Raw genomic sequence first — 22672 nt, forward strand, 5'->3', positions numbered from 1 at the left:
AACCAACATGACAACTTCAATTGTTCAGTACACACTAAGTAATGAAGCAAACGACACTATTTCTATTATTAACTACGGTGCCCGGCTTACCAGCTGGGTTACCCATGTTGATAATAAAAAACGAAATATTATACTTGGCTATTCTAATATTAATGACTATTTAAACGACACGTTTTACTTAGGCGCTGTAGCCGGACCTTATGCAAACAGGCTAAGTAACGCCCAAATAAACATTGATGATAAAGCCTATGCACTTAATAAAAACGAAGGAGTAAACCAACTTCACGGCGGCCAAAATGCATTAAGCGACTTATTTTGGCAGCTCGATTATCATCAAAAAAATGCGCTAAGTTTAAGTATTACCCTGCCTGATGGATACAACGGCTACCCCGGTAAAACTATATTTAACGTGCTGTATACCTTTACCACTAACAGTAAAAACCAAAGTAATCTTGATATTAAATTTACGATTACCAGTAATAAAAAAACCATTGCAGGGCCAACAGCGCACCCATATTTTAATTTAAATGGCATTACTAACAGCGCACAAGGGCATACATTAAAACTGGCCGCCGCGCATTATACCCCCGTAGATACAAACGCCATTCCCACAGGTTTAATAGCCCCTGTAGCAAATACAACTTTTGACTACACAAATGCGCGGGTGCTTAATAAAACCGATAAACTCGATCATAACTTTGTAACCGAGCAAGTACTTAATCTGCAAGCCAATAAGCAACACGCAGAGCTTACTAGCGCCGATGAAAAAGTAATGCTGAGTGTGCTTTCTAACTACCCTGCCATTCAGGTGTATACAGGGCAGCATTTAAAAAACCCGTTTAACCAATTTGACGGTATTTGCCTAGAGCCGCAATTTTGCCCCGACAGCCCTAATAACCCACACTTCCCATTTAGCTATTTAACACCACAAGTGCCTTTGCAAACGCATATTAGTTACTGCTTAACTAAAACCAATAAAAAATAGCTATTTTATAAACCAAAAAAGGATCGCTATTAAGTGATCCTTTGCGGGAGGTTAAATGTTTAGTGCGATTATAAATCGCTTACAAAGCTTTTAAGTTTTAGCTCACGGTCAATTAATAATGGGTAATCGGTGCGCCCTTGCATTGGCCAATCGTTACGCCAAGTGCGTGCATCGCTTATGCCCCAAAAAGTAACGCGGCTTACTTTATCGTCATGCTTTTTAAGTATGTCAAACACGGCTTTGTAGCGCTCGCCTAACTGGGTGTTTACTTCACTAGGTAAACCATTCGGGTATGGGTTAAATCGCTCTTGTAGCGCAATATCTAACGAAATATCAGCCCCTTGTTCTTCACCTTCAGGGAACGGCAATACCGAAATATCAAGCTCGGTTATCATCACATCAATACCCGTTGCAGCGTATGCCACAATAGAGTCTTCCATTAACGAAAGCTCTGGGTTATCAAGCGAATAATGCGCTTGCATACCAATACCATCTATTTCAATGCCTTTGCTTTGTAAATTTTTAATAAGCGCAATTGCACCGGCTCTTTTTTCTGGCTTATATAAGTTGTAATCGTTGTAGTATAGCTTGGCATTAGGCGCTGCCTGCTTAGCGTATTTAAAAGCATATTCTATAAAGTCGTCACCAATAATGGTGCTCCATTTAGATTCACGCAGTGTGCCGTCTTCGTTAAGTGCTTCGTTTACCACGTCCCATGCAAAAATGCGGTTTTTATAACGCCCTGCAACTGCATTTATATGGTTTTGCATGCGCTTAAGTAATGCATCGCGGGTTAGCGGCTCGCCTTGTTCGTCTTCAAAAACCCAGTCAGGAGTTTGCGAGTGCCACACTAATGTGTGCCCAACTAATTCTTGGTTGTTCTCTTGTGCGTACTGAACTAACGCATCAGCGGCTTCAAAATCATAGGTTTCTAGCTCTGGGTGTATACGCTCCCACTTCATTGAGTTCTCTGGCGTAAAGGTATTAAATTGCGCTTTAGCCACATTTAAATCTTCAGGCAAAGCCCCTAATATTTGGTCGCGGCTAATCGCTGTGCCAATTTTAAAGTGCTCTTTAAATTGCGCTTTAAGCGTTAATTGCTCCGGCGCTTTTAATGTTGGTTTGCTTTGCTCTGCTGAGCCATTACAGCCAAGTGCGAGGCTCGACATTCCTAATAAAATAGCAATCGTAAATTTATTTTTATGCATGATGTACCTGTTGTGTTTTTTTTAGTGTGCAATCTAAACTTAACACCATATAGTCTTTTTGACAACAACGTTTTATTAAAATAGACTGAACAAAAATAACACTTTTAACTAGCACGAAAATTAGCAAGGACACACATGAAAAATATAACAACCACCTTATCATTAATAGCAGTAGCCATCTTTGCATTAACTGTAAACGCAGCTGATAAACCCACTCAACTTACATCAGCTATTGTGAGTCAAAAAGACGCGCACATTACTCATTACGAAGGCGCTGATTTTCATACTTACTTTTACGGCGATACACCACTCACCAAGGGCGCTATTACAGGCGTTGCGGTTATTAAACCTAATAACGAAATACACCCAGCCCACCAGCATCCTGATGAAGAATACTTAATGATTTTAAAGGGGTCAGGCACGTGGACGCTTAATGGCAAAAGCCAGCCTGCTCATACTGGAGATATTTTATTTACAGCCCCTAATGACGTACACGGCATTTATAATAACGGCGATGTGCCGCTTAAGTTTGTGGTAGTAAGATATCAAACTAAGTAGGTTTTAGTGGCTTTTTTAGGGAAGTAATTTAAATACGTTTTTCACATATATGTAATTGCTATATCTGATAGTTTTTAAATTGCTCCCACACGGCCTCACCTACAGGTCCCAACACTTCTCCCCTTTTCTTAATAATGTAATATTTTAGAGGCGTTATATTTTGCACATCACTAAGTGACAGCATTTTCAGAGTATTATTTGCAATACCTTCATCAGCTAAATAACCTGGTAATTTGCCCCAACCCATTGCACTTTCGATAAGCATTTTTTTAGTTGGAAAGTCATTTACATACCATCGTCGCTGACCTTGCTGTACACCCCACTCTATGTTTTTTGAACCAGTGCCTGAGTCCTGCACAATTATTTGGTATTCGTTCAACAAATCAGTGGCTTGCCTAAGGTTTGGATTTCGCTTTAACAACAAAGGGGAAGCTACATTGATTAATGAGCCGGTATTTAACAAATGCTTTTCAATTTTCTCTTCTTGTGCAGAAAATTCCATTGTTGGTGTTATACACAGATCGGCACCACCATCAAGTAAGGCTTCAATTGCACCTGTTATGTACTCTTGCCTGATTATTATTTGAGTTTCAGGGAACTGATTTTGCATATTTTTTAGTAATGGTAAAATACCTTTTAAATTAAATGATGCTTCAATTGCAATCGTTATACTTACCTCGTTTCCCTGTGCTATGTGGTGTGCAACTTGTTTAAGTTGTGCTGCATCATCTAGCAATTTCATAGCCTTATGAAACATAGTTTTTCCTGCACTGGTAAGCTCTAACCGATAACCATTACGACTAAATAAGGCAAAGTTAAGGGTATTTTCTAGTTGCTTAATACCTTGACTTATAGCTGGTTGAGTTTTGTGTAAAAGAGCACTTGCTTCACTCAATGATCCAACCTGAGCAACAGTAACAAACATACTAAGCTGTTCTAATTTCATAATTTACGCCAAACATGTAAAGCTAAAGTTTATATCTTATAAAAAAACATTCAATATTAATTAATAAGAACTGTGATTATTCTAACGTCAAAAGCTAAGCATCTGCTTAAATCACTCTTATTAAAGCTGGGAATAACATGAGCACAAAAGTAAAAAGAATTTTTATGTATACATCACTAGGATTAACAACACTTGCCTTTATAGCTGCAGGCTCTGCAAAACTAGCAGGAGTTGAGCAAATGCACTTATCTTTTGCACTCATGGGTTTACCTGCTTGGTTTGGCTATTTTATTGGTGCAAGTGAACTTGCAGGTGCTATTGCTATTTGGATAAAAAAACTAAGCATTTTAGCTGCAAGTGGTTTGTTAGTTATTATGGCTGGTGCAACATTTTTTCATGTAGTTTACGACAGTGTTGCCAATGCAATACCTGCCGTTATTTTATGTGCTTTTTTAATTAATATCATAATTAACCGAGTCAATGATATAAACGCCTTGGATAGTAAGTAACCTAGAGCTATTTTCAATACAATGAATAACGATATATTCGCTTCTATCGTTATTCAAACCCTCATTTACAAAATGACAAATGCTTTCGCATCTCTAATTTAGGATAAAGATAACAAACTCGATCTCTAAACAAACAAAGGCTAAAGTTGTTTTATCCATTAAATTTTAATTTTGAGTTCATACCCTATATTTAATAATTAAATAGACGACGTACTAAAGTTTATTACTTGGGCTTTTAATATGCCTAATTAACTAAGGTGTAAAATATGAAAAAAACATTTTTAGGCATTTTCTCGATTACAGTAATAACTTACTTACTGAGCGGCTGCACAACATCAAATAACGGTAATATTACAAAATTGAGTGAAGATAAAATAAGTACTAGATTAAATAAATTACCTTCCTCGCTAACCTCTAGTGATTTGTTCAATACCACTGTTGTTGAACCCACTCAGCTATTTGATAACCTTTATTTTGTAGGATATATCAGCGTAGGCACTTTTGTTATCACTACAACTGAGGGCATTATTTTAATCGATACCATGTGGACCCCGAACGACGCCAAACATGTGATTGTTCCTGGACTGAGAGAGTTAGGCTTAAATCCTGAAGATATTAAATACGTAATAGTTACTCACGGCCACAGCGACCATTATGGTGGCGCTCACTACTTTGAATCACACTATGGCGCTAAAATTTTAATGAGAAAAAATGAGTGGGACTACATCCATAATCCAAATGCACCTGTATTAACTGATCCTTTCGGTAATTTTTCTACCGAAATACCATTACCTAGCACTTACACCCAAGTTATCGATGGTGAAAAAATAAATTTAGGTAAAACTAATTTAACTGTACTTGCTACACCAGGGCATACGCCTGGTGGGTTGTCTTTGATAATACCTGTTACAGATAATGGCATATCTCATACAGTTGCACTTTGGGGAGGTACCGGTTTACCGGATACTAAAGAAGCAAATCAAACTTATTTGCACTCTTTAAATTATTTTCAAAAAATTGCAAACAAAAACGATGTTGATGGAAGTATCTCAAACCACCCGTTTTCACATGATCTAATTAATCAAATTAATACATTAAAAAATCGTAAATCTGATCAACAAAACCCCGTGGTAACCGGTAATAAGGCATTTAATGAGTACATAGACGATGTATTACGAAATAACGTTCAAAAGAAACTTTCGTCATTTGAGTCAAATTAATATAGCTTTTCACGCACCGGCGTTATCGTGCTAATTTATTTATACCGACGGTATATGTCGCTTTAAAGCGATACCCATTACTAATATAAAAACATAGTGCACTTCTTTTTATGAAAGCCCTCAAAAAATAGTCTGTATAAAAATACAGACTATCAAATGTGGGGTTAATTACTGTTAGTTTGGTTTATTGTTCTACCAAAGTGACCGATACGTCGTCTACATAAAAATCAGCAGTCAGTTCGTTTGACTCCACATAAAGTAAAGCCGCGCTTTCCTCGGTTGTAATTGAATGGGTATAAGTGCCCGAAAGCTGTACCCAATCGCCTGCAACTACGTTTGTAACAGTGGTTAGCTCGAGGTATTCAGTGCTCGCATGCTCAATTTGCAGTGTGAGCTTAACTCCAGGCGATACCGCGGTGCTATCGTCAGATAACTTAACCCACGCAGATACATTATAGGTTTTACCTGCTGTAAATAAGCCTTTTACATCTTTTTGTAACCCATTCCACGTTTCAGTTCGCCCTTGTACTAAAGCGCTATTATTACCACTGTGAGCTTGGGTTGTTTCAAGTGAAATAGTAGCACTGCCTCGTGATTGCCATGAATCAAGCCCTGCTTCAAAGTCACCATTAGTTAGCAACTCAGCTGAAGGCTCTGGCTCTGCTACTTCAATTAGCTCTTGCAGCGCATCGGCAACACCTTGCAAAGCCGGTTTTGGTGTATAGTCATTAAAGAATAACAGTGGCCATTCAGTTGTCGGTTCTGGCCAAGTTTGTAACCAACTATCACCATCAATCACCCCCCAAATAGTAATACCACCGCGCTGATCTTCAGGTACCGTTTCTAGGTATGTTTTAACAATATCGTAGTAGTACTGCTTTTGTTCATCTGCTCTTTCACTTGTTAAGTAAGTTAGTGGAATGCCGCCTTCGTTGTTCATACGAACATCTAGCTCGGTAATTTTCACTTTTATTTTAGGGCGAATATCGACCACTTTTTGAAGGTGTGCCTGAATGGTTGAAATATCAGGGCTGTTAAGTGAAATATGAGATTGAAACCCTATGCCATCAATAGGCACGCCATTGTTGTGAAAATCGTTAACCATAGATATAACGGCATCTAATTTATCGGCATTCCAAATAAGGTTGTAATCGTTGTAATATAAATCAGCATCAGGGTCGGCCGCTCTTGCTGCTTTATAGGCTAACGGTAAAAATTCGGCTCCTATGTTTTCAAACCACACCGATTCATCGGCACTGTCGCTTGTGGTTTTTTCACCACGGTATTTACCGTTTTCCATAAACGCTTCGTTAACTACATCCCAGCTGAGGACGGTATCGTTATCGCCTTCTTCTTCAAAGTGGGTAGCAATTTCAGTGATGTGATTTTCCATCATGGCTATCCACGCGGCTTTATCACCTTGAAAACTTTGCATCCAAGGCGCAATTTGCGAGTGCCAAACCAAAACATGGCCATGTATAGTAAGTGAGTTGTCTTTGGCGTAGTTAACTAGCTTATCAGAATCATCGTAAAAGAATTCGCCTTGGGTAGGTTGTAAATAGGTGGGCTTCATAATATTTTCAGCAGAGAGCTGATTAAAGTGTTGTTCAATAATCGTTTTAATCTCTGGTCTGTCTATTATGCTGTTACTAAATCCACCTGCAGGTACAGCGACACCTATGTTAAAATTAGGGGCTAAGGCTTTTAAACTTTGCGCAGTAACTGCACTATATTGCACGTCAGGGATCTCCTCTGCTGGTACATCTTCTAAAACGATGCCCGAAAACTCATCAATAAATAGTGATTTCTCGATGTTTTCTTCTTTAGAAAAATGTATAGCTAATCTGATCAGTGAATCCGTTTCAGCGGTAGCGGCTGTTAACGTTATTTTTTGCCACTCTCCAGTGAGTGTTTCTTTTACTAAGCTTAGCTGGCCGTATTCTGGGGCTGGAGTCTGTATCCAAAAATCTGCACTGGTGCCCTCTTCACCTTTTGCCCAAACACTAAACTCATAATTTTTACCACCAGTGATAGGAAGGTCTTCATAAGCTATTTCAATACCCCAAGGGTTGTCACCCAATGTATTAACAATAACCTCAGCTGCTTTGGTGCCTTTGTAAGTATTAACGCCTTCTTGCGATTCAATTACCTCTATAGTAGAAGTAGCGCTTGATTCTTGATCTGGTCTAAATACCCAATTCCCGACGGGCGTTGTTTGCCCTGAAGTGTCTTCTTCAAACCCACCATTTGTTATTTCAGCTGCTATTGGCGCTTCAGGCGCTGGAGTATCAGGCGCTGGAGTATCAGGGGCTACTACTTCAGGTATGGGTTCAGGCACTGGTGTATCTTTATTATCCCCCCCGCACGCCATTAATAGTGATACTAAGGTCACTAATCCGGTGTTACGAAAAATCGATTTATTCATTTTTTATTCCTTAGACTAAAGCAATAAATGAGTCGTTTTTGAACTAGGTGCAGTAAAGCCATTTGAGTGAATAAAATATGATAGAGTCTTTCTACTGCACCATAAAATTATATTATTCAATATGACTATAACTAATTATAAAAACAAACAGTCATTTATATTTATTATTTTAATATCTCTTCAAACGTTAATATTTACCTTGTACAAGAGCACAAATATAAAATTAAAATCATCGAGTTATAGTTAAGGTTTAAATTAAAATTTATTGTTTTATATTGTGTGTGTGAATATACAATTATTAAATTAACCTAAAACCAATATTGTTATAGTCTATTTAACAATAAGTATCAAGGCTAAAATTTAACCCGTTGCATATTGAGTATGCTTTGAGTTTGAGAAAAATAATTAAATAGAAGGTGTAAGTGATACTTGTGCTTGTATTACTTCGGTAAGATCAAGGTTTACCAGCTCATCGCTTAGTAAAATGACTTTTATTAGCCCCTATGTGGAAATTTGCAAACAAAAAAAGCCGAGCATTTAAAAATACTCGGCTTTACACTTCACACATCGACTTGTTTACTGAGCTACGTCAGAAATTGTTTTTATAATTGGTTTAGGGGTTAAATTGCGGTTCCATAATAATGGGTAGTTTGTTCTATTTGGGATTGGGTAGTCGTTTTTCCACGACATACCATCGTGTAATCCCCAAAAGGTTACGCGGTCTATTTTATCGCGTTTTGCGTAAAACAGTTCAAACAAGGCTTTATAACGAGCGTTTAATTGCGCCTCTACGTCGCTTGGCAAGCCATTTTTGTATGGGTCGAGGTAAGTTTCAAACTCTTCTAGCTGAAACTGCGGTTTCATCATATCGGTGCCGGTAATCTGCCCTTCTTTTGTTAAAGGCAGCACGTCTATATCAAGCTCAGTGATCATCACTTTTATACCCAGCGCGGCGTAGGCGTCAATGGCTTGTTCAATATATTGCATTTTAGGAAAATTAAGCCCCCAGTGCGCTTGTATGCCTATGCCGTCGATTCGAATTCCTTCTTTTTGCAGCATTTTGATCATACGTATAATGCCGTCTCTTTTTTCTGGTCGCCATGCATTAAAGTCGTTGTAGTAAAGCTCGGTATTAGGTGAATACTGCTGGGCGTATTTAAATGCGGCTTTTACCATGGTATCGCCATCACCTACGCGGTTAACCCACACAGTTGGGCGATAAGAGCCGTCATCAGCTATTACTTCGTTTACTACATCCCACGCATCTACTTTGTTTTTATAGCGCCCTGCTACCAGCTCTATGTGTTTGCGCATTTGCTCAAGCTGCTCTGCAGGGGTATTTGGCTCATTTTTGCTATTTGTAAAAAACCAGTCAGGCGTTTGGTTATGCCACACTAAGGTGTGCCCTACCGTAAACATGTTATTTTGCTTGGCAAAATCTATAAACGCATCTGCACCACTAAAATCAACCTTACCTTGCTGTGGGTAAATTACTTCTGCTTTCATAGCATTTTCAAGCGTCACTGTATTAAATTGCTTAGCAATAATTGACTGTGCGGCGGTGTTTTGGCCTGTCACTATATCTTGATTTACAGCAACCCCCATTTTGAATGAGTCTGCAAAGGTGTTTTTAAGGGCTGGGTCTTGTGCAGCGTCTACGCTTAATGATCTTGCAAGTAAAAGCAGGCTAAGTGTGTATTTTTTATGCATGTGTGTGCTCCGTTGAATCGTTATTATTTTCGATAAATATCATACAACGAAAAAAATAAATGATATAGTCAATGTGACCATTAATTATAAATTAAACAAACCTGAGTAAACGTCCATGCTAAAAACACACAAAAAAACGCTAAGCTTAGTTATATTAATGCTCTGTATAAATAAAACAGCGCTGGCACAACAACTTCAAAACCCAGCTTTGTTAAACGCTGTAAACAGCCAAAGCAATGAGCAATCACCGCTAATAAAGGGCGTAATACCCACACTTGTTAGTGACGATTTTTTGTTTTTAGAAGGCCCAACGTGGTCAAGCCATGACAATGCGTTTTATTTTTCAGAAATGAACTTTGCAAGCTCGCAAGCACTTGGCCCTGATTCGACCATTTATAAATTAGTGCTGCCCAATACCCTCACCACTTATTTAAAACACAGTGGTACAAACGGCTTGTATGCCAAAGGAGAGAACCTCTATACGCTTAACCATAGTACGCAATCGCTTTCTAAAATTAATATAAAAAGTAAGACCAATACCGTAATAGTTAATAAATTTGATGGGCTAAGCTTTAGCTCACCAAACGATATGACTATGCATAAAAATGGCGATATATTTTTTACCGATCCTAATTGGCAACTAGGCGAACGCACTCAGCAAATGTCTTATACCGGTGTATATAAGTTAAGCAATACAGGCGTACTTAGTTTAATTGACGCTACTCTTGAAAAGCCCAATGGTGTTGCACTCTCGCCTGATCAACGTACCCTTTATGTTGGCGACTTTAGCAACCGCGTCAGCAAATACACTATTGATGAAAACGGTGATATTTTACCGCGCGAAGACTTTATTAAAGTAACCTCACCCGATGGTATAAAAGTAGACTCTGCTGGCAATATTTACATAAGCAGCCATAGCAAAGGCGTTATTAATATTTACACGCCACGCGGCTCACTTATCGATAAAATTGAACTTGGCCCTAATGTAACTAACCTTGCGTTTGGTGGTAAAAATCGCAAAACGTTATTAATAACCACCGCTAAGGGCTTGTTTACGCTTGATGTAAAAGTAGCGGGTTTGGCTAATTAGCTAAATTAGTTAAGCAACGTATTAAAGAGAAAGTTAAGCTCACTCGTTAAGTATAAAAACCGGTGTAACTTAGTTACACCGGTTTTTTATTATCTAAGTTTTTGCTACTTAGGTAGCGTTATTTTAATTAAACGTGTTGTTATAAAACTTAAAATTACCCGATACATGCAGCATAGCTAACATATATAACGAACCATTATAGTAACGGTAGTCACCCGTTGGTTGCGATAAAGACCAAAATTCGTTAAAAAACTCATTTGCTTGCCCAGCGTTTGTTGAAGCAAGTAACGCTACTGCATTCGCGGCTTTTTGACCTTCGCCTGCACAGCCTTTGTTTTGCGCTCCACCGTACGAATACACTTGCTCGTAACAGTTATTGCTGTTGTTAGTTTTTGCATAACTTAAAAAGCCCAGTGCTTTATTTACTGCGCTTTTATGCCACGCTTGAGCACCCATTAAATGCGCGTCTAAACCCACATTCATAATTACGCGCCATGCATCAAATTCATACCATTGACCTGGGTTTGCTTGGCCGTTAAAAATGTAGCCAATAACAGGGCTGCCATCTAAGCGCGATAAAAATGTAGGTAAGTTCCAATGCGGGCTACCACTTACTTTTGTAAAATGGTTTTTAAGTAAGGTTCTACTTTTTGTGGCTACTTGTCGCCAGTAATTTTTGTCTGCTTGGTTAGTTACGTTATTTGCAAAGTAGTCATAAAACGCAGGTATATGGTAAGAAGGGTCTGTTAGGTTATCAATGTAAGGTGAAAAGCGGATTATTTGGTTTTCCATCAGCTTATTTTTAATTGTGTTTAACATGGTAATGGCATCGTTGTAGTAGTTAAACTCACCAGAATTCCCCCAACGAGCAGAGGCATTAAGTAGTGCAAACGCAAAGTACTCTTCACCATCGGGAGCGGGGCCTTCATCTACTTTATAAACAAAGCCGTTTTGATTAAGCTTTAGTTTCCACGCGTAAACGCCTTGTTTTTTTACATCAGGGTGATTGTCTGGATTTTTTTGATACGCTTTTGCAAAGCGCCATAGGTTATCAAATTCTTCTTGTTTATTAAGCATGACAGCGGCGGTCATTCCCCACGATTGCCCTTCTGTTCTTATATCGTCGCCTTCGTCTGGGTTAATTGCTTTTATGTAGTGTGCTTTATAAACACCGTTTTCGGTGTACGGGTAATAAAGTTGTTGAGTGTTGTTATAGCCAAACATATTGTCAAAAGTACTATTCACCTTCTGTTGTATGTTTGTTTTACCCATTTCCTGTGCAAGGTTACGGTAAGTACCCGAGCTATCAGCACCAACACTCGGGGGATTTACGTTAAAAGCTGCATAAGAGTGGCTAGATGCAAGCACTAACAACATAGCCGTAGATTTTAAAATTACGTTCATATTTATCCTCTTTTTGTGAATTATATCAACGTGAAAAACAATATAGTCTTTTAGACTATTTGATCAAGATATTTTCACATTTATTTTACTTTCGATAAAACTTAAATTTTTACTTAATCAATTAAAATGTCGCAATTTAATAAAATATGCACCCAGTAAATACCATATCAATGACGCATTCATTTCGTACCTAGATAATATGAACTCGAAAGAAAGGTATGTAAGATTTTGCTTAGTATTAGCAATAAAGCAGTGTAAAAACATAAAAATAAAATAAGATGTGCTGGTATACTCTTTTTATTCTTAAGAGGTATTATTTAGTATGGTTACAATCAAGCAAGTGGCTGCCCGTGCTGGCGTTTCATTTAAGACAGTCTCTCGTGTGGTTAACAACGATCCGAGTGTTAAAAGCGTAAACCGTGAAAAAGTGCTAAATGCGATAAAAGAATTAAACTATCGCCCAAATCGAGCAGCAAGCCTAACACGCCGAAAAAAAACAAATATATACGCCATTATTGCTGATGAGCTGCTTAACGTACCCTACACTTTTGATATTATTCGGGGCGCTCAAGAAGTTGCCTGGAAAAAGAACAAAGAACTGCTAATCCTCAACATCAATGAAACAAAAGCAAGCATAGATAGGGCTATAGTAAGTCTATTAGAGAATAGGGTTGAAGGTGTTATTTATTCAGCAATGTGCCACCGTGCAGTTCAATTACCCGATGAATTAAAAAAAATCCCGACTATATTGGCTAATTGCTTTCCAATAAATGGGGATTTTCCGTGTGTTGTACCTGATGAAGTACAAGCCGGGGAAGAAATTACCACAGCACTAATCAATAAAGGCTATCGCCGAATTGCATTTCTAAATTTAAATGAAGATATAATTGCTGCAAAAGGCCGAAAGCAAGGTGTTATTAATGCATTTACGCGCCACGGCTTACCTTTAAGCAATTTACTTATTGAATCGGTTATCATTAAGCAAGATGACGGAATTGAACGCTCTATATCTCGAGAGTCTGCTGCTAAAATTATCGATAGCTTTAAACCCGATGCTATTATTTGTGGGCAAGACCCAATGGCTATGGAAATTTACTTTGTGGCGCATGAAAAAAACATGGTAATAGGCGATGATATAGGTATAGCTAGCTTTGATAATTGGGGCAGTATACCTGAATTATTACAACCAAATTTAACCACTATGGCTTTACCGCACCTACAAATGGGTCGCTGGGCTATGGAATACCTTATAGACCTTAGAGTCGACTTAGTTCATCAACATTTGCCATTTAAATTAATAAAACGAGATTCCTTTTAGGGCGTGTTGATCTTTGTGGATTGCAATTTGTTCAATCTAGGGGCGATTTAATCGCGGCGCGAGGTTTGTAACCTAGTGGGCTAAGTAAAAACCGAGCAAAGCTTCCGCGTCCTGCTCACGCCCCTTACCTACATCCATGTAGGCAACAAAGAGTTAATCGTCCCTTGAAAGAACCCAACGGGCAGCGCATGTTTGGTATTTATGCTGCGTTATCGCCTATTTATGGGGAATAACCACACTACATAGGCTCGGCCTTGCCTAAAAACCAAACATACAGCTGCAAATTCACCCACGAAAGGTCAACACGCCCTAGTATCAATTTACTTAAGTTATCTACTTTAAAGCATAAAAACGTGCTGGTAGCTAAGAAATTGCGCTATTTAGTTGTTTTAAATGTTCACTTTTAATGCTGTTAACATAAAATTCAGCCTAAAAATAATTAAGTGCTTTTTAAAATTGGTACAAGAGTATTGTCTGTGTAATCACTAGTAAATTATTTTTTGCCGATAAAACCCAAACGGCCCTAAGTGATATAGAGACGTGTTTGAATTTATTTTGTTATAGCAACATTATTAAATTGAATGTCTTTTAAGGTAAATTGCTGCAGGGCTTTTACGCTCACCTTATGGTACGGCTGAGTAGGAAAAACAATAGAGGTCATTGTACTTACTCCTTTATTTACAAACACCTCGACAGACGCTTTATCAACCCAGATATCTACATGATAATCTGTAAGGTTTTTTTGCAATGGGCTCGTTTGAATAGATGCAAAATCAGCCTCAAAGTCAATCAGTCCAGACTTAGTCCTATCTAAAACAAGTGTTCCTTTTAGTGGGTTGAGCGAGAGTATTGTTTGCTCCCCCGAGTCGGCACTTAATATAATATCAATTGCTTGATTGGCGTTTACTAAGGTAAAACTTAGTTTAAATTGCCCAGGAGCAACATTAAATACCTGGTCAAGTTGGTAATTATTTTTACCTTCTAGCACAGCTTTGGTTTGAGTACTGGCCAAAATTTTCTGCAACTCTTTAACTGGCTGTGATGCTAAGCGTAACCCTTGAGATGTTTTTATCAACTCAAGTTCCCTTGGTAAGGTCATTGCACTACGCCAGGTTGTTGTTGGCACAAAATTAGCGTACTGCCAATTGCTCATCCAGCCCATAAATAAATGACGATTATCAGGTGCATCAGAAAAAGTCACTCCAGCATAATTGTCAGTGCCATAATCTAGCCAAATTGCAGGCTCTATTTTTGGCCTAGCTGCTTGGTCAGAAAAGGTGATATCAGCAACTTTAATGTGGCCCCAATCACCCTTTTTACTATCGATTACTTTAATTACTCCTTGCTTATTTTTAAAGCTGCGCACATCCCACGCAGTTTCTAACATAACATTTGAGTTACTACCTACTGTACTTTTAACTACTTCACCGTTAATCAATAACTCAATTGCAGTTCGATTTTTATGTTTACCACCTAATATTTTAAAATTGATATAATCGTGCTCAATAGTAAAAGCCTCAGATAAAGCTGAACCAGTTGCTTCGTCAGATTGGTTAAATGAGCTCAGTATTGGCTTTCCTTGTTGATCACTTGCAATATGAAATGCATTTCCTTCTACCTGCCATTTACTTAATCCATTTTTAAAATTTGCAAACTCTACACCTTGTGGAAATACAGCCGATGTAGGCGCTAGCATTTTCTGATAGTTTTCATCTAAAGTGAATTTTGTTCCATCAAAATCACCTATAAAATATTGAGTTCCTGAGCCGCCATTAGGTGCACCTGGGTTAATGCTTACTAGTAGAACATATTTATAATTATCAGTGCCGCGTATTTTTACACGGATTAAATCAGGGCATTCCCACACTCCACCATGGCTACCCCATTGGGCTCCAAAAGTACTTTTAAACTGCCAATCTTTTAGATTAGTTGAAGTATAAAAACCTATGTGGTCATCTTGGGCCAATACCATAACCCACTGCTTGGTTGTTGGATGCCATTTAACTTTTGGATCTCGAAAGTCACGGATATTTGAATTTTTAAGTACAGGATTATGTTTATATTTTTGCCAAGTACGCCCTTTATCTATGCTATACGCTAATCCTTGTGTCTGAATATCGCTTAACCCTTGTTTTGCTTTTTCCTCATTATGGTATGTGTAAATAGCCACCAAAGGTGGGTTTTCTTTTGTACCAAAGCCACTGCTATTTTTCCAATCAACAACGGCACTGCCTGAGAATATCGTTCCGTGTTGATCTGGGTACAGCTTTACCCCTTGATGTTGCCATTCAACCATATCAGAACTTATTGCGTGCCCCCAGTGCATAGGGCCCCACACCGAACCATAAGGGTTATATTGATAAAATAAATGGTATTCACCTTGGTAATACACCATTCCGTTAGGATCATTCATCCAATTTTTAGAAGGTGTGAAATGATAAGCAGGCCTAAACGCTTCGTTTGCCAATTGTTCTTTTACATATTGCTTGTTGTTTTGAGATTGATTTACTGCATCACATGCAGTTAAAAAAGACAAAACGAGTATTATAATTATTAGTTGCATCGAATGGCCCACACTTAGTTATTGGTATTAATAGAAATATTTTCTAAAGAACGCCCTTTTGTTTCAGGCATAAAACGAGCTACAAAAATAAGCTGCCCCACCATCATTAAAGTGAAAAAGCCAAAAATCTCTGCTGGACTAAATTTTTCTAAAAAATAAGGCATAAATAAAGTGATTGCTGCAGCAAACAACCAATGTGTACCTGAGCCTAAAGACTGACCTTTAGAGCGTATTTTATTTGGGAATATTTCGGCTATAAAAACCCAAATTACTGTGCCTTGTCCAATTGCATGTGCGGCTATAAATACAAATACAAACGCAACAACCAATACTCCTCCTGTTTGGTTGCTAAATGCCCATGCAACGACAGCCAATGAAATAATGTAACCAATAGAACCAACATACATTAATGAACGGCGGCCATATTTATCAATTAATAATAAGCCAAGCATAGTAAAACATAAGTTAACTAGGCCTATCCCTGCACCTGATAGTAGTGCCTGGTTTACATCTAATCCTGCTAGCTCAAAAAGCCGAGGAGCATAGTAAATAATGAAATTAATACCCGATAATTGATTAAATGCCGCAAACAAAAATGCGAGTAGAGCGGCTTTACTGTAAGTACCTGAAAACAGTTTAGACTCAACATTTTGTTTTTTATCTTTTTCAATTGCTAGTAAAACGGTATCTGGCTTTGACTCTCCTAGTTGGATTAATATTGACCGCGCTTTTTTTATAGCGTTTTTATTTTGTACTAACCAACGTGGACTTTCAGGCGCTCTCGCAACCATAAGTAAATAGATAACGGCAGGTATTGCCTCTACGGCAAGCATTAAACGCCAATCGTTTCCAGATGTACCTGAAATTAAGAAATTCGAAATAAATGCAATTAAAATCCCAAACACAATTTGAAACTGATAAAGCGCAACTAACCGCCCGCGATATTTAGCAGGGGCTATTTCTGATATATAAGCGGGTACCACAATAGAAGAGATACCCACACCTACACCGCCAATAAACCTCAGCAAGGCAAAAGTATAAGGGTCTTGCGCAATTGCAGAACCAATAGCAGAAACTAAAAATAATACGCCAACCAATACTAATGTGGGTTTGCGGCCATATTTATCACAAGGGTAATTACCTCCTAAGGCTCCAATTAATGTTCCCCATAAAGCTGAAGACATAATAAATAAACCATGAAATAACGAACTCGTATCCCACATTGCTTGAATGGGCTTATCTGCCCCAGATATAACCGCCGTGTCGAAGCCAAATAAAAACCCCGCTACAGCGACTGTTATTGACCAGTAAATAATCTTATTCATATCAACTCTTATTACTTATAGGCGCCAATTTAATCAAAGCACGACAATGGGCGCATTTATATTCTTATTAAAGCTTTAAGTTACATACTTATCTGGTAATTAGATGCGCTAAATCAGTGTATATAAGAGCAATACCCAATATCTTGATAATTATGGTTTTAAAGTGCTTAAATTGTGTGTTTTCTCATTGCATGTCTATTTGCTCTTTCAAATAAACAACGTTGTCTTTTCTGATTTACTCTATCTGTCTAAATTTAATTGTACGGTCAATTGCCCGTAGTACTTAAAGCATAAAGTTAAACAAACATTATGACAACGTTGTCTTTTTAACATTAAAGAAACGTAAACTCAACAAAATCATTGCATCAATGTATTACCTTTGTGTGGTTCGTTATTGATGATTACCCGACATATTGCCTACAGCTCTTTTAGTCCTTTCCCTGTTGCTGCCCAATAAATTCCGCCATAGATATGCTCGGTTAAAAATTCACTTTTATACACCGCATTAGTATGCCCAAGGGCTGTGTAAAATGATCGACCACCATCGTAATTGTGATACCACGAAATAGGATGAAACGCCCCCATACCTGAGCCTGTTTTGTTATTACCCCAATCGGCAGTTGGGTTGTAAGTTTGCTCATCAACCGTGAGTAAGTAGTTTAACTTAGTTAGCTCGGGCCCAAACTCGTACCACTCGTCGGTCCAAAGTATCTCCTGCGACATATGGTTTAAGCCAATAAAGACAGTATTCGGCACTTTACGTAGTACGCCAGTTTGAATAACAGGATGAATGTTAAAGGTGCGCCCCACCAGCTTTTGGTACCAAGGCCAGTCGTATTCGGTATCTGATGCGCTATGAATGCCAACAAAGCCTTTACCTGCTTTTATAAATCGCTCAAGCGCGGCTTGCTCTTTTAGGTTTAAAATATCACCCGTGGTTGATAAAAATACCACTACATCAACATTTTTTAAGTAATCGTCGTTAAAGTAATGGCTCTCTTCGTGCCAAATTAAGTTAAAAAAATGCTTATCGGCTAAGACCTCTAACGCTTTAACCCCTTCGGTTTGCGACTTATGGTGCCACCCTGCGGTTTTTGTAAATAGCAGCACATTAAATTGCTTTTTAGGGAGCGTATCAAACCCTGTAGCATGACTTTTTTGCACTGTTACCATACTCAGCGTCAATACAACAAAGCATAATAGCCAACCTTTATATGCGAATCTAGATAAAGAAAAAAACATAATATTCCTATTTAAAATGAACAAACATATTAGCCGTTAGCCGCCCTGTTTGTGGACACGACGAAATATCGGTAGACGTGTTAAGTAAACTGGTGTGCAGCAAATACCCAGGAAACACAATAAGCCTATTTGGCTTATATTCTATGTGCTTGTAGCACTCAAACTCACTGTGCTGCGTGGTGCAGTAACTAGGCTTTGTATTTGCTAATTCAAGGTATTGCTGAGCATGTGTTAAATACGTGTTTTTGCGCTTTGTACTTATTGTTTCAAACCCTGTTTTTTTATGCCTAAAAAACCCAGTGCCGCCATGTTCGCCTTCGCCAAGGTAATGAATAATGGCAATTAGGTTAGGATCGTTGGTATCAAAGTGTGGCAAGGTTTGTATAGGTGATAGCTGCTTCTGCGTTTTAGTAATTAACGATAAGGTATTATCTTTTGGGTATGGGGTAAGTGTTTGCCCAATATTAAATACGTTATAAAACCCCTGTATAAGCGGCTTTAGGTAATCAACCACACATTGCTTTGGCAGCGGCATGCGTAAACCTGGGTATTGAGTGAGTTCGTCAGGTTTAAACTCTCCCTGATTTTGCGCATGATTTTCATCAGCACTTTGCGCTAAGTTTATAAGTTTTTGCGGCTCACTCAGGTAGTCGTCAATTATAATAATTGGCGTTTGCTCTTGCCCTATAAACTCATACTGCGGCTGTAAATTATTGCCAAGTGTTAGCATATTGCTTACTTAGCCTTGCAATAATGATTAATAAAATCAATGTGACTCGGTAAGCTATCTGCTTTTTTAGCAACATGATTTTTTATTGACTCTAAAAATCGTTTAAGCTCATCATCGCTCATGCTATCAACAATCGGGTGATAATTTTGCGGCACTAGCCCTTGCCCTAACATCACTTGTAACCACGAGGCTTCACCAAATAACTCTTGCTCTGCTTTATAAACATGCCCACTTTGCTTAAATAGCTCAATGCGTTTGGCAAGCGACTCTGGAATTGGCATGTTTTTACAGTAGCGCCAAAAGTCGCTATCGGTGCGCTGTGTTACATGGTAATGCAGCACAATAAAGTCGCGAATGTTTTCGGCCTCAAAGCGCATTTTGTTATTAAAGTCATCTTGATAGCACGACTCGATTGCTTTGGTTGGCATGTTTTGCATTAATCTTATAATGCTTTGCTGAATTAAATGAATACTGGTTGATTCAAGCGGCTCAATAAAACCACTTGCTAAGCCAATAGCAACACAGTTTTTGTTCCAATGTTTACGCCGTGTACCGGTGCGGTATTTAATAACGCGCGGCTCATTAATAGGTTTGCCTTCTACGTTATTGAGTAGCGCTGTTTTGGCTTCATCATCGCTCATGTATTTACTACAAAACACTAAGCCATTACCACGGCGGCTTTGCAGCGGTATTTGCCACTGCCAACCACATTTATGTGCCATTGCACGCGTATATGGCACTATTGGGCTTACTAATTCGGTTTGTATTGCCACTGCGCTGTCGCACGGGAGCCAATGGCTCCAATCTTCGTATCCGGTGTGTAGCGCTTGCTCTATTAATAAACCTTTAAAGCCGGTGCAATCTATAAATAAATCACCCTCAATAATTTGCCCGTCACCTAAAGTAAGCGATTTTATAAAGCCATTAGTGGGCTCTAAATTAACTTTACTTATCATGCCTTCTATACGTTTAGCGCCGTTTTGCTGTGCAAAATTACGTAAAAACTTAGCGTACAAACCGGCATCTAACTGATAAGCATGGTTACGGTCTTGATTCGGCACTACGGCAAATTTACCCAAGCGACTTGCTACGTGCTCTGTGCAATAATCACCAATATCGGCAGCTACACCTTGTTGCATACCTTTTAGCCAAAAGTGCTGAAAACCTGCAGCCCAACAACCTTGCCCCACATAACCAAATGAGTGAAAGTAGCTTTGCTGGTTTTGTTTCCAGCCCTCAAACGATATGCCTAATTTAAACGTGGCATTAGTGGCTGCCATAAATTCTGATTCGCTAATTTTTAGTAAATCATGAAATATATGCAGCGTAGGAATAGTTGACTCCCCGACCCCTACGGTAGGTATTAAATCGGATTCAACCAAGCATATTTCAATATTTTTACCTAGTAGCTTTGCCATTGCAGCGCTGCACATCCAACCGGCGGTACCGCCACCTGCTATTACAATTTTTTTAATTGCATTTTGATTCATAATTCAAACCTTACAAGTCGCCTAGCGTCTTAATTTATTTTGTAATTCGGCTCTTAACTTACGCGCTGTTAGCTCATTCATTGGCTTTGTTAAAATAGCCTGTGCGGGCTCTGGTATGTGGGTAAATTCGTTATCAGCAAATACATAGTAATTAAACAAACGTTGCCATGCTGCGCGCTCATGCTTTGGTAAATTACGTATGTTTAAAATAGCAAGGTGCAACGCATTAGTAGGCTGCCCATACACCGCTGGCGTATTTTTAAACCAATAATTAAACAGTATATTTAAACTGCCAAGCCCCTCTACTTGGTGCCACCACATGCTGGGTAATATAAGGGCATCGCCCGCTTCCAAATCAACAGTTATTGCTGCTTTTATAGCTTGTTTAAATTTAGGGTATTTTGTGAAATTAGGCGCAGTTGTGGTGGTTAAGCTTATTGGCTGACCACCGGGTGCTTTATCAAGCGGGCCTATATATAAATTATCTATTTGATCGGGGGCAAATAAAGTAAAACGCCTTTTACCTGCAACGCAACATGCTAAATTTTGCGCTACGTCGTAATGTGCTGGTACGGTAACCTTTCCGCCTGCCCATACATTAAATAAACAGCCTTCGCTTAATGCGTTAACGTGGCAGTGTTTAACCAAACCAGGTAAGCACTGTGCAATGCTAGTAGAGCCAATGTATAAGGTGTCTGCTTGTGGGTTATTAGCAGTTTGCGTTATTTGCTCAAGCGTATTGATAAATTCCGCTTGCTGATTAGTAAAGTTAAAACCGCTCATATCGCTGTTATACCCAACAACCCCATTTTGGCTGGCAGGTATTATGCAATTGTTAACTAAAAAACCTCCGTAAAACGGCGTTAAATAATCAATTGCAGTTGCATCAGATTTTTTAGCGGCAATAACGAGGGGCCAATCGCTCACAAACCCTTTTAGTACAATAGGCACAGGTGAGTTTAAAAGCTCCTTGGGTAACGTGCTGGGAGTTAAGCCACTTAGCGTTTGAATATTATTTGCTAAATTTTCCATTGTTAAGCACTTATACCGCGTGCTTTTGTAGCTTAAGTTGCTCGTTTTTAAGCGCCACTAAATCACGCACATGTACTTGCGATGCAATGATCATGTATATACACGCTAAATACCCTTGTGAATGCAGCTCTGCAATTGCATCGCTACTTAGCTGGTTAAGTGAGTCTTCGTTGATGGTATAAAAACCAAGTAAGTTATGTTTAAGCCCGTTTACTAAATCAAGCTCTAGCGATACTGATTCAAGCAAACCATGTTTAATCAAAGTTTTAATAAATGGCTGATTTTCTTGTAAACCATGATGCAAGTTGTCGAGCACATTTATTATGTTTTCGAGGTAATCGCTATTCCCGCCGTGTTCTAAAAATAAGTTAATACCCTGCTTTGTTGACACTTTTGGCGAGTCTAAATCAATGCTAAGCATGCGCTCTTGCGTTGCCACACCGTTTTGCATTGTATTTTGAGTCGCTATAGCAAAAGGCAGTCGCTGCATACTCAGTGGAATATAGTGTGCTTGCCATTGCTGGTTTACTAAAAATAAGTTTTCGTCTTTATTTATGCCGTACAAACACACCGGCGAAAATGTATTTGTTGTATCGTCTTTGGTAAAAAATATTGGGTAATGTGCTTGAGCGACTCTAAATTCGCTCAAAAATGTTTCGCTGTACCAAACCCCGTCACCTAGGTGTGTGCTGCGTGCAGGGTTTATTTTTAAATGCTGATGCTCAACATTATTTAATAATGCATGATTGGCCATGGATTGTGTGCTCCAATTGTTGTTGTGTGCCTTTACCTACTGCTACACATGAAATGTAACAAATAAGTTAAATTCACATTGACTATAACAGTTGGGTATTATTATTACTAGGTTAATTTAGGCAAATATAAAAGCCGCAAAATGCGGCTTTTATAAGGTTGCT

The 22672-nt window shown here is 38.6% G+C and carries 18 protein-coding genes; 6 read left to right on the forward strand and 12 right to left on the reverse strand.

Features of this window, described 5'->3' with window-relative positions:
* Window positions 1–7: 7 nt before the first annotated feature.
* Window positions 8–985 (forward strand): aldose epimerase family protein, encoded by a 978-nt coding sequence (locus tag JG479_RS08935; RefSeq protein WP_200218761.1) that lies wholly within the window; start codon window positions 8–10, stop codon window positions 983–985.
* 68 nt (window positions 986–1053) lie between these two features.
* On the opposite strand, the gene JG479_RS08940 is transcribed toward JG479_RS08935, so the two are convergent.
* Entirely contained in the window at window positions 1054–2193 is a 1140-nt protein-coding gene (locus JG479_RS08940) for an endo-1,4-beta-xylanase (protein WP_200218763.1), read from the reverse strand.
* A gap of 135 nt (window positions 2194–2328) precedes the next feature.
* Between JG479_RS08940 and JG479_RS08945 the strand changes: the two genes are divergently transcribed.
* Window positions 2329–2751 carry a cupin domain-containing protein gene (locus tag JG479_RS08945; protein WP_200218765.1) on the forward strand — a complete coding sequence of 141 codons (423 nt, stop codon included), beginning with the start codon at window positions 2329–2331 and terminating at the stop codon, window positions 2749–2751.
* Window positions 2752–2809: 58 nt separating this feature from the next.
* Here JG479_RS08945 and JG479_RS08950 read toward each other — a convergent pair whose 3' ends face one another.
* Window positions 2810–3697, reverse strand: a complete 888-nt coding sequence (locus JG479_RS08950; RefSeq protein WP_200218768.1) for a LysR family transcriptional regulator — start codon at window positions 3695–3697, stop codon at window positions 2810–2812.
* Window positions 3698–3861: 164 nt separating this feature from the next.
* Between JG479_RS08950 and JG479_RS08955 the strand changes: the two genes are divergently transcribed.
* Both JG479_RS08955 and JG479_RS08960 read left to right on the forward strand, forming a co-directional pair.
* The gene (locus tag JG479_RS08955) at window positions 3862–4206 is read left to right on the forward strand and encodes a DoxX family protein (RefSeq protein WP_045984457.1); all 345 of its coding nucleotides are present in this window, start codon (window positions 3862–3864) and stop codon (window positions 4204–4206) included.
* Between the two features lie 266 nt (window positions 4207–4472).
* A complete protein-coding gene (locus JG479_RS08960; protein WP_200218770.1) occupies window positions 4473–5426 on the forward strand; it encodes an MBL fold metallo-hydrolase in 954 nt (317 codons plus the stop codon).
* Window positions 5427–5610: 184 nt separating this feature from the next.
* On the opposite strand, the gene JG479_RS08965 is transcribed toward JG479_RS08960, so the two are convergent.
* Entirely contained in the window at window positions 5611–7851 is a 2241-nt protein-coding gene (locus tag JG479_RS08965; protein ID WP_200218772.1) for an endo-1,4-beta-xylanase, read from the reverse strand.
* A gap of 576 nt (window positions 7852–8427) precedes the next feature.
* Window positions 8428–9561, reverse strand: coding sequence for an endo-1,4-beta-xylanase (locus JG479_RS08970; protein ID WP_200218774.1), 1134 nt, complete (start codon window positions 9559–9561; stop codon window positions 8428–8430).
* A 115-nt stretch (window positions 9562–9676) separates the two neighbouring features.
* Between JG479_RS08970 and JG479_RS08975 the strand changes: the two genes are divergently transcribed.
* Window positions 9677–10651 carry an SMP-30/gluconolactonase/LRE family protein gene (locus JG479_RS08975; RefSeq protein WP_200218776.1) on the forward strand — a complete coding sequence of 325 codons (975 nt, stop codon included), beginning with the start codon at window positions 9677–9679 and terminating at the stop codon, window positions 10649–10651.
* A 123-nt stretch (window positions 10652–10774) separates the two neighbouring features.
* Here JG479_RS08975 and JG479_RS08980 read toward each other — a convergent pair whose 3' ends face one another.
* Entirely contained in the window at window positions 10775–12055 is a 1281-nt protein-coding gene (locus JG479_RS08980; RefSeq protein ID WP_200218778.1) for a glycosyl hydrolase family 8, read from the reverse strand.
* Window positions 12056–12377: 322 nt separating this feature from the next.
* On the opposite strand from JG479_RS08980, the gene JG479_RS08985 reads away from it, so the two are divergent.
* Window positions 12378–13373: a LacI family DNA-binding transcriptional regulator gene (locus JG479_RS08985; protein ID WP_149602521.1), complete on the forward strand. Its 996-nt coding sequence runs from the start codon at window positions 12378–12380 to the stop codon at window positions 13371–13373.
* Window positions 13374–13923: 550 nt separating this feature from the next.
* Here JG479_RS08985 and JG479_RS08990 read toward each other — a convergent pair.
* From JG479_RS08990 to JG479_RS09020, 7 genes are all read right to left on the reverse strand, one after another.
* A complete protein-coding gene (locus tag JG479_RS08990) occupies window positions 13924–15936 on the reverse strand; it encodes a glycoside hydrolase family 32 protein (protein WP_200218780.1) in 2013 nt (670 codons plus the stop codon).
* A 14-nt stretch (window positions 15937–15950) separates the two neighbouring features.
* Window positions 15951–17261: a sugar porter family MFS transporter gene (locus JG479_RS08995; RefSeq protein ID WP_200218783.1), complete on the reverse strand. Its 1311-nt coding sequence runs from the start codon at window positions 17259–17261 to the stop codon at window positions 15951–15953.
* 417 nt (window positions 17262–17678) lie between these two features.
* A complete protein-coding gene (locus JG479_RS09000) occupies window positions 17679–18503 on the reverse strand; it encodes a ThuA domain-containing protein (protein WP_200218785.1) in 825 nt (274 codons plus the stop codon).
* Between the two features lie 7 nt (window positions 18504–18510).
* The gene (locus JG479_RS09005) at window positions 18511–19233 is read right to left on the reverse strand and encodes a DUF6445 family protein (protein ID WP_138489191.1); all 723 of its coding nucleotides are present in this window, start codon (window positions 19231–19233) and stop codon (window positions 18511–18513) included.
* 5 nt (window positions 19234–19238) lie between these two features.
* Window positions 19239–20723 (reverse strand): tryptophan halogenase family protein, encoded by a 1485-nt coding sequence (locus JG479_RS09010; protein WP_039489520.1) that lies wholly within the window; start codon window positions 20721–20723, stop codon window positions 19239–19241.
* 21 nt (window positions 20724–20744) lie between these two features.
* Window positions 20745–21755, reverse strand: coding sequence for a cupin-like domain-containing protein (locus tag JG479_RS09015; protein ID WP_200218787.1), 1011 nt, complete (start codon window positions 21753–21755; stop codon window positions 20745–20747).
* Window positions 21756–21765: 10 nt separating this feature from the next.
* Entirely contained in the window at window positions 21766–22509 is a 744-nt protein-coding gene (locus JG479_RS09020) for a SapC family protein (RefSeq protein WP_200218790.1), read from the reverse strand.
* Between the last annotated feature and the right edge of the window lie 163 nt (window positions 22510–22672).

Source organism: Pseudoalteromonas sp. LC2018020214, assembly GCF_016598755.1.
Lineage (GTDB): Bacteria > Pseudomonadota > Gammaproteobacteria > Enterobacterales > Alteromonadaceae > Pseudoalteromonas > Pseudoalteromonas distincta.

Coding starts and splice junctions, on each gene's coding strand:
- JG479_RS08970 (WP_200218774.1), bottom strand. CDS start 9,561: ATGCATAAAAAATACACACTTAGCCTGCTTTTACTTGCAAGATCATTA.
- JG479_RS08985 (WP_149602521.1), top strand. CDS start 12,378: ATGGTTACAATCAAGCAAGTGGCTGCCCGTGCTGGCGTTTCATTTAAG.
- JG479_RS08980 (WP_200218778.1), bottom strand. CDS start 12,055: ATGAACGTAATTTTAAAATCTACGGCTATGTTGTTAGTGCTTGCATCT.
- JG479_RS09020 (WP_200218790.1), bottom strand. CDS start 22,509: ATGGCCAATCATGCATTATTAAATAATGTTGAGCATCAGCATTTAAAA.
- JG479_RS09015 (WP_200218787.1), bottom strand. CDS start 21,755: ATGGAAAATTTAGCAAATAATATTCAAACGCTAAGTGGCTTAACTCCC.
- JG479_RS08975 (WP_200218776.1), top strand. CDS start 9,677: ATGCTAAAAACACACAAAAAAACGCTAAGCTTAGTTATATTAATGCTC.
- JG479_RS08995 (WP_200218783.1), bottom strand. CDS start 17,261: ATGAATAAGATTATTTACTGGTCAATAACAGTCGCTGTAGCGGGGTTT.
- JG479_RS08965 (WP_200218772.1), bottom strand. CDS start 7,851: ATGAATAAATCGATTTTTCGTAACACCGGATTAGTGACCTTAGTATCA.
- JG479_RS08940 (WP_200218763.1), bottom strand. CDS start 2,193: ATGCATAAAAATAAATTTACGATTGCTATTTTATTAGGAATGTCGAGC.
- JG479_RS08950 (WP_200218768.1), bottom strand. CDS start 3,697: ATGAAATTAGAACAGCTTAGTATGTTTGTTACTGTTGCTCAGGTTGGA.
- JG479_RS09010 (WP_039489520.1), bottom strand. CDS start 20,723: ATGAATCAAAATGCAATTAAAAAAATTGTAATAGCAGGTGGCGGTACC.
- JG479_RS08935 (WP_200218761.1), top strand. CDS start 8: ATGACAACTTCAATTGTTCAGTACACACTAAGTAATGAAGCAAACGAC.
- JG479_RS09005 (WP_138489191.1), bottom strand. CDS start 19,233: ATGCTAACACTTGGCAATAATTTACAGCCGCAGTATGAGTTTATAGGG.
- JG479_RS08945 (WP_200218765.1), top strand. CDS start 2,329: ATGAAAAATATAACAACCACCTTATCATTAATAGCAGTAGCCATCTTT.
- JG479_RS08955 (WP_045984457.1), top strand. CDS start 3,862: ATGTATACATCACTAGGATTAACAACACTTGCCTTTATAGCTGCAGGC.
- JG479_RS08960 (WP_200218770.1), top strand. CDS start 4,473: ATGAAAAAAACATTTTTAGGCATTTTCTCGATTACAGTAATAACTTAC.
- JG479_RS09000 (WP_200218785.1), bottom strand. CDS start 18,503: ATGTTTTTTTCTTTATCTAGATTCGCATATAAAGGTTGGCTATTATGC.
- JG479_RS08990 (WP_200218780.1), bottom strand. CDS start 15,936: ATGCAACTAATAATTATAATACTCGTTTTGTCTTTTTTAACTGCATGT.